The sequence below is a fragment of the Salipiger bermudensis genome, assembly GCF_017309175.1.
Lineage (GTDB): Bacteria > Pseudomonadota > Alphaproteobacteria > Rhodobacterales > Rhodobacteraceae > Salipiger > Salipiger bermudensis.
The window spans coordinates 14,805-29,216 of record NZ_JAEKJV010000021.1; the positions used below are offsets into that span (position 1 = coordinate 14,805).

13 protein-coding genes are annotated in these 14,412 nt (G+C 66.0%); 5 read left to right on the plus strand and 8 right to left on the minus strand.

Annotated elements, in window-relative coordinates:
- Positions 1–5 precede the first annotated feature (5 nt).
- Entirely contained in the window at positions 6–350 is a 345-nt protein-coding gene (locus JF542_RS21400; protein ID WP_040544707.1) for a hypothetical protein, read from the minus strand.
- Positions 351–592: 242 nt separating this feature from the next.
- Here JF542_RS21400 and lepA point away from each other — a divergent pair, with 242 nt between their 5' ends.
- Entirely contained in the window at positions 593–2,395 is a 1,803-nt protein-coding gene (gene lepA / locus JF542_RS21405; RefSeq protein WP_207077347.1) for a translation elongation factor 4, read from the plus strand.
- Between the two features lie 260 nt (positions 2,396–2,655).
- Here lepA and JF542_RS21410 read toward each other — a convergent pair whose 3' ends face one another.
- A complete protein-coding gene (locus JF542_RS21410; RefSeq protein WP_207077348.1) occupies positions 2,656–3,108 on the minus strand; it encodes a DUF4168 domain-containing protein in 453 nt (150 codons plus the stop codon).
- Positions 3,109–3,595: 487 nt separating this feature from the next.
- On the opposite strand from JF542_RS21410, the gene JF542_RS21415 reads away from it, so the two are divergent.
- Complete coding sequence (locus JF542_RS21415; protein ID WP_207077349.1) at positions 3,596–4,195, plus strand: outer membrane protein; 600 nt, start codon at positions 3,596–3,598, stop codon at positions 4,193–4,195.
- Positions 4,196–4,306: 111 nt separating this feature from the next.
- Here the strand turns inward: JF542_RS21415 and JF542_RS21420 are convergent, their stop codons facing one another.
- From JF542_RS21420 to JF542_RS21430, 3 genes are read right to left on the minus strand one after another with little or no spacing between them, the layout of a single operon-like run.
- Positions 4,307–5,698 (minus strand): efflux transporter outer membrane subunit, encoded by a 1,392-nt coding sequence (locus JF542_RS21420; RefSeq protein ID WP_207077350.1) that lies wholly within the window; start codon positions 5,696–5,698, stop codon positions 4,307–4,309.
- Positions 5,695–8,808 carry an efflux RND transporter permease subunit gene (locus JF542_RS21425; RefSeq protein WP_207077351.1) on the minus strand — a complete coding sequence of 1,038 codons (3,114 nt, stop codon included), beginning with the start codon at positions 8,806–8,808 and terminating at the stop codon, positions 5,695–5,697. The genes JF542_RS21420 and JF542_RS21425 overlap by 4 nt, the downstream gene beginning before the upstream one ends.
- 4 nt (positions 8,809–8,812) lie before the next feature.
- Positions 8,813–9,958 carry an efflux RND transporter periplasmic adaptor subunit gene (locus JF542_RS21430; RefSeq protein WP_207077352.1) on the minus strand — a complete coding sequence of 382 codons (1,146 nt, stop codon included), beginning with the start codon at positions 9,956–9,958 and terminating at the stop codon, positions 8,813–8,815.
- 294 nt (positions 9,959–10,252) lie between these two features.
- On the opposite strand from JF542_RS21430, the gene JF542_RS21435 reads away from it, so the two are divergent.
- Positions 10,253–10,582 (plus strand): hypothetical protein, encoded by a 330-nt coding sequence (locus JF542_RS21435; RefSeq protein WP_007799195.1) that lies wholly within the window; start codon positions 10,253–10,255, stop codon positions 10,580–10,582.
- A 230-nt stretch (positions 10,583–10,812) separates the two neighbouring features.
- Positions 10,813–11,067, plus strand: a complete 255-nt coding sequence (locus JF542_RS21440; protein WP_007799193.1) for a hypothetical protein — start codon at positions 10,813–10,815, stop codon at positions 11,065–11,067.
- A 385-nt stretch (positions 11,068–11,452) separates the two neighbouring features.
- Here the strand turns inward: JF542_RS21440 and JF542_RS21445 are convergent, their stop codons facing one another.
- The gene (locus JF542_RS21445; protein ID WP_007799188.1) at positions 11,453–12,202 is read right to left on the minus strand and encodes a COG3904 family protein; all 750 of its coding nucleotides are present in this window, start codon (positions 12,200–12,202) and stop codon (positions 11,453–11,455) included.
- Positions 12,202–13,587 (minus strand): hypothetical protein, encoded by a 1,386-nt coding sequence (locus tag JF542_RS21450; protein ID WP_207077409.1) that lies wholly within the window; start codon positions 13,585–13,587, stop codon positions 12,202–12,204. Before JF542_RS21450 ends, JF542_RS21445 begins: the two co-directional genes overlap by 1 nt.
- A gap of 125 nt (positions 13,588–13,712) precedes the next feature.
- Between JF542_RS21450 and JF542_RS21455 the strand changes: the two genes are divergently transcribed.
- Entirely contained in the window at positions 13,713–14,180 is a 468-nt protein-coding gene (locus JF542_RS21455; protein ID WP_207077353.1) for an MmcB family DNA repair protein, read from the plus strand.
- 20 nt (positions 14,181–14,200) lie between these two features.
- Here the strand turns inward: JF542_RS21455 and JF542_RS21460 are convergent, their stop codons facing one another.
- Complete coding sequence (locus JF542_RS21460) at positions 14,201–14,395, minus strand: DUF6324 family protein (protein ID WP_007799185.1); 195 nt, start codon at positions 14,393–14,395, stop codon at positions 14,201–14,203.
- Between the last annotated feature and the right edge of the window lie 17 nt (positions 14,396–14,412).

The window sequence follows — 14,412 nt, forward strand, 5'->3', positions numbered from 1 at the left end:
GTGGATCAGAGCCCGGTGCACATGCTCTCGGCGCGGTTCACGAAGGCGCTGTAGCGCTTCCAGAATTCCTCGTCGCGGGCGCGGTCCGACTGGCGCACCTCCTGTGCCTCGTGGGGATCGTCGTAGAAGCGCACCATGCGGCGCTGATCGCTGCCGCTCAGTTCGACATCCGCCGCCGCCTGGATACAGCCGCACAGCTGGGGATTGCGGGCGCTGCGCTGCGAGCTGTTGCACGCATTGCTCACCGGTCCGCTGGCCATCCGCACCACGCGATAATCGTTGGACGATCCGCCGCCGCCACCACAACCGGCCACGAGGGCCAGCGCCAAAACACAGGAAATCGCTTTCATCCGCCTGTCACCTTTTCCGCTCGGCGCTCCCCCGGGCTTGTCGCCCTGCTCTGTCGGGAGCTTTTGCGACAAGATGCCCGAAACCGTGCACGGTTTCAATTCACCAGCCCGTCAGAAGCGCTGTCGACCCGGCCGGCGGGCGCGCCCTGCTTCAGTCTGTGGCGGGGCAGCGCCAAAAGACCCGCCCAAGGCCCACAACTCACCTTGACCGGCCAGCGAAACACCCGCATATCCAGCAAATCATGACCGATCTCGCGCATATCCGTAACTTCTCCATCGTTGCCCATATCGACCACGGGAAATCCACCCTGGCCGACCGGCTGATCCAGCTCACCGGCACCGTCGCCGAACGCGACATGCAGGAGCAGCTTCTCGACTCGATGGATATCGAGCGGGAACGCGGCATCACCATCAAGGCCAACACCGTCCGCATCGAATACCCGGCGCAGGACGGGCAGACCTACGTGCTGAACCTGATCGACACGCCCGGCCACGTCGACTTCGCCTACGAGGTCGCGCGCTCGATGCACGCGGTCGAGGGCTCGCTGCTGGTGGTCGACGCGACCCAGGGCGTCGAGGCCCAGACCCTGGCCAATGTCTATACCGCCATCGACGCCGATCACGAGATCGTGCCGGTGCTCAACAAGGTCGACCTGCCCGCGGCCGAGCCCGACCGCGTCAAGGAGCAGATCGAGGACGTCATCGGCATCGACAGCCAGGATGCCTGCCTGATCTCGGCCAAGACCGGCGTCGGCATCCCCGACGTGCTCGAGGCCATCGTCAAGCGCCTGCCCGCGCCCACCGAGGGCGACCGCGACAAGCCGCTCAAGGCGATGCTGGTGGATTCGAAATACGACCAGTATCTCGGCGTGATCTGTATCGTTCGCATCATCGACGGCGTGCTGAAAAAGGGCGACCGCATCCGCATGATGAAGACCGGCGGCACCTACGATGTCGACGATGTCGGCGTCTACCGCCCGGCGATGACCAACGTGAAAGAGCTCGGACCCGGCGAGATCGGCTATCTCAACGCCTCGATCAAGCAGGTCCGCGACACCCGCGTCGGCGACACCATCACCCACGAGAAGAAGCAATGCGCCGAGCCGCTGCCGGGCTTCAAGCCGTCGGTGCCGGTGGTGTTCTGCGGCCTGTTCCCGGTCGATGCCAACGACTTCGAGGACATGCGCGACGCCATCGAGAAGCTGGCGCTCAACGACGCCTCCTTCACCTTCGAGATGGAGACCTCGGCGGCGCTCGGCTTCGGCTTCCGCTGCGGCTTCCTCGGGCTTCTGCACCTCGAGGTGATCCGCGACCGGCTCGAGCGCGAGTACAACATCGAGCTGATCACCACCGCGCCGTCGGTGATCTATCACCTCTACACCAAGGACGGGGAGCGCCGCGACCTGCACAACCCCGCCGACATGCCCGACATGTCGACCGTGGACCATATCGAAGAGCCGCGCATCAAGGCCACCATCATGGTGCCGGACGAGTATCTCGGCGACGTGCTCAAGCTCTGCCAGGAGCGCCGGGGCCTGCAGCTCGATCTGACCTATGTCGGCGGCCGGGCGATGACGGTCTATGACCTGCCGCTCAACGAGGTGGTGTTCGACTTCTACGACCGCCTGAAATCGGTGACCAAGGGCTATGCGTCCTTCGATTACGAGATGATCGGCTACCGCGAGGACAACCTCGTGAAGATGTCGATTCTGGTGAACGACGAGCCGGTCGATGCGCTGGCGATGATGGTTCACCGCGAGCGCGCCGAGATGCGCGGTCGGGCGATGTGCGAAAAGCTCAAGGAGCTGATCCCGCGCCACATGTTCAAGATCCCGATCCAGGCGGCGATCGGCGGCAAGGTCATCGCGCGCGAGACGCTGTCTGCGATGCGCAAGGACGTGACGGCCAAGTGCTACGGCGGCGACGCCAGCCGGAAGAAGAAGCTTCTCGAGAAGCAGAAGGCCGGCAAGAAGAAGATGCGCCAGTTCGGCAAGGTCGAGATCCCGCAGGAAGCGTTCATCTCGGCGCTGAAGATGGACAGCTGAGGTCTTCGGCCTCGGTTTGGATTTGCGAAGGGGTGCCCACGGGCGCCCCTTTTTTTTTTGGCGACAGGAGCAATCGTCCTCAAGCATGGGCGAACGGCTGAACGTCGTGCGCGCGGAATAAAGACCGCAGGCCAAGGCCCAATCGCTGGCCCGCCCCCCACGATGGCGATCGCGCGGCTTCACAAACGATGTTGTGTGAAACCAATGAAAAAGCCGCCCCGAGGGGCGGCTTTCCCGTTTGTCAGACTGTCAGTCCCGGATCATTCCGTCATGGTCTCTGCGCCGCCCTGCTGGCGGGTCTGCAGCATCGCGAGGATGCGCTCGTTGAGTTCGGGGTTGGTCTGGGCGGCCTGACCGATCTCGTTGTAGGTCTGCACGTCCATGCCCTCAGTCTCCTCGACCGCGTTGGCCATCTCCTGCTGTGCCTCCTGCACCAGCGCCTGGCGCTCGGCATCCTCGGGCGCGGCCTCGATCTGGGCCATGTAGTCCTGCTGCACCGCCTGCACTTCCATCGCCGCATCGACGAAGGAGGTCAGCTCGTCCTCGCTGAAGCCTGTCGACGGGGTCTCGGGCATGGTGTCGGGCGCGGCCTGAGCCGGCGCCTCGGTGGCGGCAGGATCGTCCTGCATCGTCTGGGCCATCACCGGCGCGACGGGCGCGGCGACGAGGGCAGCAATGACGGTGGACTTGAGAAGCATACCGTTGAGTTTCATGACGTCTCCTTCCGGGGGTTCCGGTTGTCTGTGTCGTCGGGCGCAGGGGCATCCCGCGCCGTCTTCCCAGAGCTATGCAGCCTGCCCCGACGCTTCAAAGGGGGAACGCACGCGCGACATGATAGACAGCGAGGTCTTGCCGGAACCGGCCCTTCGCGCTGGCGGCGCCCCGCGCACCCGGCTTGACGTTTCGACCTGCGACCCCACGCGCGAGGGACGCCGCTCCCGGCACCGTCGGACCGCCCCGCAAGGAAAGGTTCCGTTGACGTTGCGTGCGTTGAGCCAATCCTTGCCGGAGACCGCTCACGCGCCGGCATGTTCCTGCAAACATGTCGAAAAATCCGCAAATCCGTCGCTGTTCCGCAACAGCAAAATCATGTGACCGGTGCGTGTGGAGCGGATCGCCCGCCCCGTGGTTATGTCCCCAGTCGCCGCACCGGACCTCCCCCGGATCGGCGCGAGACACAAAAGCAATGGAGCAGAAGACATGACCTTCAAACCGCTCATCCTCGTCCCCTTCCTCGCCACCCCGGCCTTCGCGGGTTCTCTCGATCAGACCCCGGTCGAGCCCGCGCCGGTGGCGCCCGTCGCCCCTGTCGCGTCGCCGGTCACCGGCGACTGGACCGGTCCTTCGGTCGGTGTTCAGCTGGGCTACGGCTATGCCGATCCTGACGGCCCCGAAGAGGAGACCTCCGACGGCGCGGTTTACGGCCTCAACGCCTATTACGACCACGATTTCGGCAACTGGATCGCCGGTGCCGGCGTGGAATACGAAGGCGCCGATATCGACCTCGGCGAGGCAGGTGACCTCGAGAGCATGGCGCGCGTCGGTGGCCGCGTCGGCTATGACCTCGGCACGACCATGGTCTACGGCCAGGGCGGCTATGCCCGCGCTATGACCGATGGTGGCAGCCTCGATGCCGGCGATTCCAACGGCTACTACGTGGGCGTCGGGGCCGAGACCTACGTGGCCGACAACGTCACCCTCAGCGGCGACGTGAAGTACAACGAGTTCAGCGATTTCGACGATGACGACCTCGAGATCGGCGCAACCACCGCGACTGTGGGCCTGAACTACCGCTTCTAAGCGCCCACGCGTCTGAAGCGCACATGAAAAGGGCCGCGTCCGGGATCCCCGGGCGCGGCCCAATGCTTTTCAGCTTCCCCGTCCGCCTTGCAACGGGCGGGCCGGTACGGCTCAGCTGTCGCCGGCGACGGTCGGCGTGGCGCTCGACGCGGCGGTCGGAACCGACCAGCCCTTGCCGGCAGCCACCTGAAGCGACGCCCAGCTGGTGGCGAGATCGCGCACGCTCGAGGCCAGCGTCAGGCGTGCGCTCGAGAGCGCGCGCTGCACGGTCAGCAAGTCGAGCAGGGTCGTGGTGCCGCCGCGATAGGTTTCGCGCGACAGCTCGACCACGCGCTCGTTCGAAGCGACGCTGCGCTGGTAGCCCGCCACGGCGCGACGGTTGCGCAGATAGCTGGTCTGGGCGCTTTGCACCTCTTCCACGGCGTCAAGCACCGAGGAACGCCACTGCAACTCCGACTGCTCGGCCTGCGCGGCCTGCTGGTCACGCTGGGCGCGCAGCGCCGGCTGGTTCAGCACCGGCAGAACCACCGACGGGCCAAAGGTCCAGGAGTTGAAGCCCTCGGTACGGGTGATCGTGCCGCCCAGCGTCAGCGACGGGTAAAGCGCCGCCTCGGCAATGCCGATCTCGGCGGTGGCGGCGGCGAGGTTGCGCTCGGCGGCGCGCACGTCGGGGCGGTTGCGCACCAGGTCCGCAGGTACGCCGACATCTGCGCCCGAAGCGGGACGCGGCTGCGCGGCACCACGCTCGAGGCGGTCCTCGATGCTCTGCACCGGCTGCGCCAGAAGCGTCGCGATGGCGTAGGTGGCCGAGTAGAACCCGGACTCCAGCCCCGGCAGCGACGCGAGGTCGGCATCGAGGCTGGCCTGCGCCTGCGCCTCGTCGAGTGCGGTGGCCGCCCCCGCCTCGCGCTGGCTCTGCACCAGCGACAGGGTCTCGCGCCGGGTCTCGATCGTCTGACGGTTGATCGCGAGCGCGTTCTGGAAGTAGCGCATGTCGATATAGTTGGTCACCAGCGACGAGAGGTAGGCCAGCCGGGCAGTGCCGACGCTCAGCTCTGCCGATTGCAGCGCAGCGAGCGCCGCTTCGCGCGAGCGCCGCTCGCCGCCAAACAGGTCGAGCACGATCGCAGGGTTGAACGACCCCGAGTTGGTCGCGGTGTTGTCGACGACCTCGTTGCCGGAAATGCTCCGCTGTGCAGAGAGGTTGCCGCTCACCAGGCTCGGAAGGCCCGTCGCCCGGGCCACGGCCTGTGCTTCCGCCACCCGCGCGACCGCAGTCTGGATGTCGAGGTTCTGGTCGAGACCGGTCTGCACCAGCTCGTTCAGCATGTTGTCGTTGAAGGCACGCCACCAGTACTGCTGGGCCGCCTGCCCGATCGGCTGGGCGCTGCCTTCGGCAAAGGCCACGGCGAGGGTTTGGCTCGGGGCTTGATACTCGGGCCCGACGGTGCAGGCCGCGAGTCCCAATGTAAGGGAAAGTAGGGCTGTTTTTTTCGGGGTCATCTGCTCGATACTCTGGAACGCGTTGCCGACAGTATTTGCATGATTAAAGCATAAAAGGCAGGGACCAAGAAAATCCCGACGAAAGTTGAGGCAATCATGCCACCAATCACCCCGGTGCCGATGGCGTTCTGGGCCGCGGCCCCTGCCCCGCTGGCCGTGGCGAGCGGGACGACGCCAAGGATGAAGGTCAGCGCGGTCATCAGGATCGGCCTGAGGCGCAGGCGGGCCGCCTCGACCGCGGCCTCGGTGATCGAGCGGCCCTCGCGACGCAATTCCTCGGCGAATTCGACGATCAGGATGGCGTTTCGCGCCGCCAGACCGATGGTCGTCAACATGCCTACCTTGAAGTAGACATCGTTGGACTGGCCAAAGGCCCAGGCCGCAAGCAACGCCCCAAGAACCCCGACCGGCACAGCGAGCATCACCGAGAACGGAATCGACCAGCTCTCGTAGAGAGCGGCGAGGGCGAGGAAAATCACCAGCGCCGAGATGGCGTAGAGATACGGCGCCTGATCGCCGGACTGCCGCTCCTGGTAGCTGATTCCGGTCCAGGCGCTGCCGTAGCCGCCATCAAGGCCGGCGACCATCTCCTCCATCGCATCCATCGCCGCCCCGGAGCTGACGCCGTTCGCCGCCGAACCGGAGATCTCCAGCGCCGCGGTGCCGCCGTAGCGTTGCAGAGACGGTGCGACGGGCTCCCAGTCGGTGGTCATGAAGGCCGAAAACGGCACCATCTCTCCGCTGGCGTTGATCGCGTACCACTTCATGATGTCCTCGGGCTGCATCCGGTGCTCGGGCGCGGCCTGCACGATCACCGGGCGCAGCGAGGCGCCGAGGACGAAATCGTTCACGTCGGAGCCGGCGAAGATCACCGACAGCATGCTGTTCACCGCCGACAGCGAGACGCCGAAGCTCTCGGCCTTTTCCTGGTCGATGTCGATTCGCAGCGCGCTGTCCTCCTCGGTGCCGCGGGCATCAACATTGGTCACCAGCGCGTTCTCCTCGCCCAGCGCCACCAGCTGCTCCGCCGCGGTCTTGAGCGCCTCGGCGCCGTTGCCGGCCTGGTCGATGAGATACATCGAGAAGCCGCCGGTGTTGCCGAGGCCCGGGATCGCGGGAGGCTGCATGATCATCACCCGCCCCGCCCGGTGCCCGGCAAAGCGCGCGTTGGCGCGGGCCGAGACATTGGCGGCAGAGAGCGCGGGATCGTCCTGACGCGCCTCGAAGTCGCGCAGCTTCACGAAGACCATCGCGCTGTTCTGCCCGCTGCCGCCGAAGCCGAAGCCCAGCGCCGCGAAGGTCGCCTCGACCGCCTCGCCCTCCTCTTCAAGCAGATAGGTCTCGACCTCCTTGACGGTTTCCAGGGTCTGCTGCGAGGTCGCCCCTTCCGAGAGCGACACCATGGTGATCAGGACGCCCTGATCCTCGGTCGGGATGAACGAGCTCTCGAGCCGCTGGTTCAGCCACCACGCGCCACCCAGCACCAGCGCCAGCACGCCCAGCATCAGAACCGGTGCGCGCAGGCTCGCCTCGACGCCCCGGCCATAGGCATTGGTGACGCGGTCGAGGCTGCGGTTGAACCAGCGCGCCGGTGCGAAGCGGATCATCTCGTCGCGCGGGCGCAGCAGCTTGGCCGACATCGGCGGCGACAGGATGATCGCCACCAGAAGCGACAGGGTCATCGCCGTCACCATGGTGATAGAGAACTGCCGGTAGATCACACCGGTAGAGCCGCCGAAAAACGCCATCGGCAGGAACACCGCCGCCAGCACCACGTTGATGCCGAGAAGGGCCGAGGTGATCTGCCCCATGCTCTTCTTGGTGGCCTCCCGGGCCGAAAGCCCCTCCTCGTCCATGATGCGCTCGACGTTTTCGACCACCACGATGGCATCGTCGACCAGAAGGCCGATGGCCAGCACCATGGCGAACATGGTCAGCGTGTTGATGGTGAAGCCGGTGGCATAGAGCACCGCGAAAGTGCCCGAAAGCACCACGGGCACTGCGATCAGCGGGATCAGCGTGGCGCGCCAGCTTTGCAGGAAGACAATCAGCACGAGGAAGACCAGCACCACCGCCTCGATCAGGGTGTGATAAACCTGTTCGATCGACAGCTCTACGAAGGGCGAGGTGTCGTAGGAGATGCGGAACGCGACGCCCTCGGGCAGCGTGTTCTCGAGCCGCGCCATCGTCGCCTTGACCGCATTGGCGGTGTCGACGGCATTGGCGCCGGTCTCGAGGTTGACCCCGAAGCCCGCGGCGTTGAGACCGTTGAAGCGCGAGTCGCCGCCGTAGCTCTCCTGCCCGATCTCCACATCGGCCACGTCGGCCAGCCGTACGGCGCCGCCATCCTCCTCGGTCTTGAGCAGAATCCGCTCGAACTGCTCGACGCCGGTGAGCTGGCTCTGCGCGGTGATGGTGGCGGTGAATTGCTGCCCCTGGACCGTGGGTTGCTCACCCAGCGAGCCGACAGAGACGGTGGTGTTCTGGTTCTGGACCGCCGCGACCACATCCGACGGGGTCAGCTGGTAGCGCGCCAGCGCCAGCGGCTTGAGCCAGATGCGCATGGCATAGCCCGAGCCGAAGACGTTGATGCCGCCCACGCCGTCGGTACGCTGAATCGGCCCCTCGACGGTCTCGCTCAGGATGTCGCCCAGTTCGAGCGTCGAATGCGCGCCATCGGTCGAGACCAGCGCACCGACCATCAGGATCGACGAGGTCGAGCGGCGGATGCTGACACCCTGGCTCTGCACCGCCGAGGGCAGCTGGCTCTCGACCTGGCTGACCTTGGTTTGCACCTCGTTCTGAGCATCGATCGGATCGACGCTGTCATCGAAGGTCAGCGACAACGAGGCCGAGCCCTGGGAGGAGCGCGCGGTCATGTAGATCATGCCCTCGAGCCCGGTCATCGAATCCTCGATCACCCGGGTGACGGAGTTCTCGACCGCCTCGGCGGTGGCGCCGGGATAGCTGGCCGAGACGCGCACGGTGGTGGGGGCGATGTCGGGATACTGCGACACCGGCAGGGAGAGGAAGGACCACGCTCCGGCGAGCATGGTCATGAGCGCCAGCACCCAGGCAAAGACCGGGCGGCGAATAAAGAACGTTCCCACTGTCTCAGCCCTCGTCCGCGCTGTCCTGGACCTCGGTCACGACCCCGTCCTCCGAGATCGTCACCGGCAGCGTGCTCACCGCCGCGCCGTCCTGCAGGTTGCTGAGCCCGTCGACGATCAGGCTCTCGCCGGCCTCCACACCCTCGGTCACCACCCAGGCATTGCGGTAGCTGCCCTGATCCTCGAGCACACGCTCCTCCGCAAGGCCGTCCACGGCCACGAAGGCGGTCAACTCGCCGTTCGAGGCGCGCGAGGTGGCGCCTTGCGGCACCAGCACCGCCTGAATCGTGCCGATCGTGATGTCGACCCGCAGGTACTGGCCCGGCATGATGCGGCGCTCGGCATTTTCGAAGCGCAGGCGCATCTCGGTGGTGCCGGTGGTGGTCGAGACAGTGGTGCCGGGCGACACCATTTCGCCCTCACCGGAATAGGTGTCGCCGGTCTCGAGCTCGAGATTGATCTCGAGCCGGTCGCCGCGCTGCAACGAGCCGGTGTCGAAACGGTTGCGGATCTCTCCGACGCGGCGGCTCGATTCGGCCACATCGACATAGATCGGATCGAGCCGAGTGACCGTGGTAAGCGCGTCGGTCTGGTTCTCGGTCACCAACGCCCCCACCGAGACGGTCGGCACCGTGGCGTAGCCCGAGATCGGCGAGGTGATCTCGGTGCGTTCGAGATCGAGCCGCGCCACCTCGAGAGCCGCCTGCGCCGAGCTGCGATCGGCCTCGGCCTGCTTCAGGGAGACGCGCGCGGTGGCCATATCCTCGGCGGTGACGCCGGTACCGAGCAGGTTCTCGTAGCGGGTCACCGTCTCCTGCGCCGCATCGACCGAGGCCTGCGCCAGATCGACGGCGGCCTGCGCCGAGGCGACATCGGCGCGGTAGGTGTCGTCCTCGATGCGAAAGAGCACGTCGCCCGCCGCGACAGGGCGACCCGACTCGTAGACGATCTCCGAGATCATCCCCCCGACCCGCGGCCGGATATCCACCTGCTGGTAGGCCACGGCGCGGCCCGGCACGGTGGTGGTGAAGGGCACCGGCTCGCGCTCCAGCGTGATGACCCCGACCTCGGTCGCCCCTCTCCCCTGGGCGCCTCCGGCCTGTTGTGCGCTGCTGTCTCCTCCCCAAGACGACAAGATGACTGTCGCCATGGCAAATCCTGCAAGCCATGACGGGCGATAGACGCAAGCTCGGTGCATGAAACCTCTCGTTCGATTGTCTCGAGTTCTGCTCAACTGGTCTAACACGATGCAAAGGCCAGTTTCCGTCGCATGTTTCGAAAAGAATCTTAACACCGCAGCGCAAGCCTGCCCTCCTGTGACGCACTGCTTGCAAAACCGGCCAATGCATTCCACATTAGAGATGTAACGGTCTCGAGAGGCGCTTTGCGCTTGCCATCGGACCGATGTGAGATACCTTGCCTTCAAGAGGAAGGAGACTTCGCAATGCCCCGTTTGATCCGTCTGTACATCCTTCAGATCCTTGCCGGCTTCGGCCTGTCGACCGTATTCGTCGGCATCCTGCTCTGGCAGAACGTCGCGAATCTCTACCATCTCGTCACCCATACCGAGGCCGGTCTGCTGGCCGTCTTCCTGCTCTGGCTGTTCAACGGGCTGGTCTTTGCCGGTGTCCAGTTCGCCATCTCGGTGATGCGCATGCAGGACAACGGCACGCCCCCGTCCGGTGGCAAGCGCGACATGGTGCTCGACTACCAGCCGGTACGCGTGCCGGTGGATCAGGCGCCCCGCAACCAGCTGACGCGTCGCCGTCACTGAGCCTAAACGTCACGGTCCCGTTATCTGGAGACGGAAAAAGCGCCCCATGGGGCGCTTTTGTCTGTTCTGGCCATATGGCCTTGGGCTTAGACAGGAACAATGACAGTTTGGTAACGTTGTTTCATCCTACGGTGCCGGTGCGCGCGTCCTCGGATGCCGCCGGCCGCGGCCCGCACGGTGCGGCGACCGCAGCCGACAATCGACCGATCACAACGAAGAGGACCTCCTCCTTGCAAGCTCAGACGATTGCCTTCCTGATCATCGTGCCCTTCGCACTGGCCTTCCTCTACGCATGCATCCACGAATATCTGAGATACCGCACCGAGGGCCGCGCCAGCTACGGGCTGGTCTACAATGAAGAAACCGGCACCACGCATGTCACCGGGATCCCCGAGCACGAAGAAGCCTACGATCCCGTGGATTACGATCCCAACGACTACAACGACCCCGAGATCAACCGGTCGTCGGACGACGAAAAGACCTGAGATCGCCCCGCTGAACAGCATGAGGATCGCGCCGCAACGCTTTGAGGGAAAAGCCCTTCAGGCCTTGTGGGCGACACGCGAGCAACCGAACTTGGAACAGGCCGGTTTCCCGTCCGCCAATAGCGAGCAGGCAGGCACATCGCGCCTGTCGATCAGGTGAGCTCGGAGGGAAAGCGGCGGGAACCACACCAACCGTGGGGTTATCTCATTCCCGAGGACCTGTATATACAGGTGGGCGTCAGGTAACCGGACCAGGGCCCGGACAGAGCCAACTCCCTCGGAATTGCTTAAGGCCACCGGAATGCAACCATGAACGAGAAGGGCAGAACCCGCCTGAGCGCGAGATAGTCGCGACCAGCCGGTTCGGCAAGGGCTTGCTGCGAATTCAGCCTTCTTCGACCGTCACGAAATTGTAACGCTCCAGCTCTTCCGGCAGCAGCAGGTAGATCTCGTCCGAGGGCGTGGTCAGCGCGTGGCTCATCACCAGCGGGTCGATGCCCATCTCCTCGAGATAGATCATCACTTCGCCCTGCCCGCGCTGGATGTCCTCGACCGCCACGAAGGCCGGGAGAATGGTGCTCTTGCCGAAGTAGTGCTGGTGCACGCCCACCGAGGCGCCCTCCTCGATGTCGCGGCGCGCACCGCCCGCAAGCAGATAGGGGCAGGCCGAATAGCAGATTTCGCCGCGCAACATCCGCGTCCCGATACCGGCCTCGCGCAGGTGCCGGCCAAGCTCGAGCGCATCGCCCACCGAGCCGCCGGGGCTTTGCAGAACCAGCGTCTCGACCGCCGGATCGGCCGCCTCGATCAGCCCGATCACGCGCGCGCCATCGCCCGGCGCGATGGCCCCCTCGAGCCGCCATTCCCCGCCGGTGCCGGTCTCCGTCAGCGTGAGCCGCTCGGGCAACTCACCGGCATCGCGCGCCGGGTCGAGCGGTGGACGCTGACGCGACGGATCGAAGACCCGGCGCTGATCGCCCGGGCGCACCGGCTCGGACAGGCGCGGCGCCGCGGGGGTCATGCTGGGCAGGCGAAAGCCGTTGGCGCGCATGTCGCCCAGAACGAGGAAGGCGCCGATGGTGATCTGGAAGGCGAGGATGCCGGTCAGCACCCGCCCGACCGTCAGCCCGCGCATCAGCTGCCCGCGCCCTTGAGCCGCGCCACATCCGCTTCGCGACGAGTGGGCGATGGGTCTGGCGACTCAGCCTCCTCCGCCGCGGGCGAGACCGGCCGTGCGGTGCTCTCTGGCAGATCGCCGGGCGGATCCCCTGCCCGGTCGCGCACCTCAGGCATCCGCGACATGTCGGTTTCCACGTCGCGCAGCGCCGAGAGCGCCGAGCGCAGCTCGCTGAGCGTCATGGTGTCCTCGATGGCGGCATCCTCGCGGTTCTCGCGGATCGCCGCCTGCGTCACGGCGAGGATCAGCACCAGCACCGCCGGCAACAGGTCGATGGCGATGGCCCCGGCCCAGGAGGGCACGAAGTTGCGGGCGTAGAGGATCACCGCATCCGCCGCCGAGACCGGCGTGTAGGTCACCTCCGCCGCGGGCGTCATCGCCATGACCTCGCGCGCTGCCTGTTCCAGCGTCGCCGCCCGGCTGGCCAGCGCCTCGAGCACCGAGTCGATGGTGGCGGTCTGGTTGCCGCGGATTTCTTCCGTGCTGCCGTCGAGCTCTGGCAGCACCACGGACGCCGAGAGATCCTGCGCCGCGCGCTCCACCAGCGGTGCCACCGAGAGCTGCCGCAGCTGCGCGATCAGCCCCTGCAGCTGCACCGCCGCCTCGGAGAATTCGACCGAGCGCGCCTCGACCGGGCCGGGCTCGACCGTCAGCGCCCGCATCTGCGACAGGATAGTGTTGCCTTCGGTAAAGGCGGATTGCACCAGCGGCGTCTGGCCCGCGATCTGGGTCTCGAGCGCCGACAGCTCCGCCGCCTTCTGCCGCAGCACCCGGAACACCGCACCGCGCCCGGCAAGCCCCGAGAGCGTGCCCTGAGCCTCCTGCTCGGAGAGATCCTCGAAGCTCTGGCGCACCCGCGACACGTCACGCTCCAGCGCCTGCGCCGAAAGCGCGATCTCATGGGTGCGCTCGAGCGAGGACTGGTAATCCTGCACGGTCTTGGCGAGATGCTGCTCGATGGCTGCCGAACCCGCCAGCGCCGCGGCATTGAGCCACGAGGACATGGCCACGATGGCGAGGCTTCCCAAACCCATCGCGCCCAGCAGGCCGATCCGCGCCCGCGCCGTGCGCACCGCCGGGAACAGTCGCATCAGGTAGGACCAGAACACGAAGATCCCGACCGAGACGGCGACGGAGTAAGCGATGGCGGCAAACACCGTCATCGCGCCGTTGTCGTCGAGCAGCGAGGACACGCCGAGATAGGTGTAGATCCCGGACGCCACCGCCAGCACGCCGAGCGCGGTGCCCGAGAACGTGTCGAGCCAGTTCAGGTGGTCCTGCAATTCGCGGGCATGGCGCACGCGCCGCGCCTGATGGCGGGGCATCCCCGTCTCGTCGCTCATCCTCTCGTCACTCATACGCGGGTCTCCCGTAAGCACATTTGTAAGAAGTTAGGGGCTTCCAGCGCTCAAGGAAGAGTGACGGGGCAGATGCTTGCGTTTGTTCACGGATTGTTCATACTTGCGCCATGACCCTTCAGTCCGATCCCGTCCTGATGCCCGGCCAGCTTCTGGCGCGCGGCGTGTGCCGTCACCTCTCGGGGGCGCATAACTTCGCCGTGGTCGAAGAGTTCGTGCCCGAGCGCGGCAAGCGCGTCGACGTGATGGCGCTGGGACCGAAGGGCGAGATCTGGGTGATCGAGTGCAAGAGCAGCCGCGCCGATTTCATGTCGGACGGCAAGTGGCAGGGCTATCTCGACTGGTGCGACCGCTATTTCTGGGCGGTGGACGAGGCGTTTCCGACCGATCTGCTGCCCGAGGGCACCGGGCTGATCATCGCCGATGCCTACGACGCGGAAATCCTGCGCATGGGCCCCGAGAGCAAGCTCGCTGGCGCCCGACGCAACGCGCTCACCCGGCGTTTCGCGATCCACGCGGCACGCCGGCTGCAGACGTTGCGCGATCCCGGCGCGATGCTGGATGGCCGGATTGGCTAGGCCGGCTGCATTTCAAGGCCTTAGCGGCGGCCCTTCATCTTGCGCGCGGCGGCGGCGGCGGCGCGGATCTCTTCTGCGATTTCCTCGGCCTCTTCGGGTTCGAAATCCATCGGGATCTCGGCGTCTCCCGCGGCCACGAAGATCCGGACCATGGCCTGATCCGTCGGACCGATCTGCAGGTTGGCTTCGATGTCGCGTTCGGTGTTGATACCCATGGCCTCGTCCTCGTCTG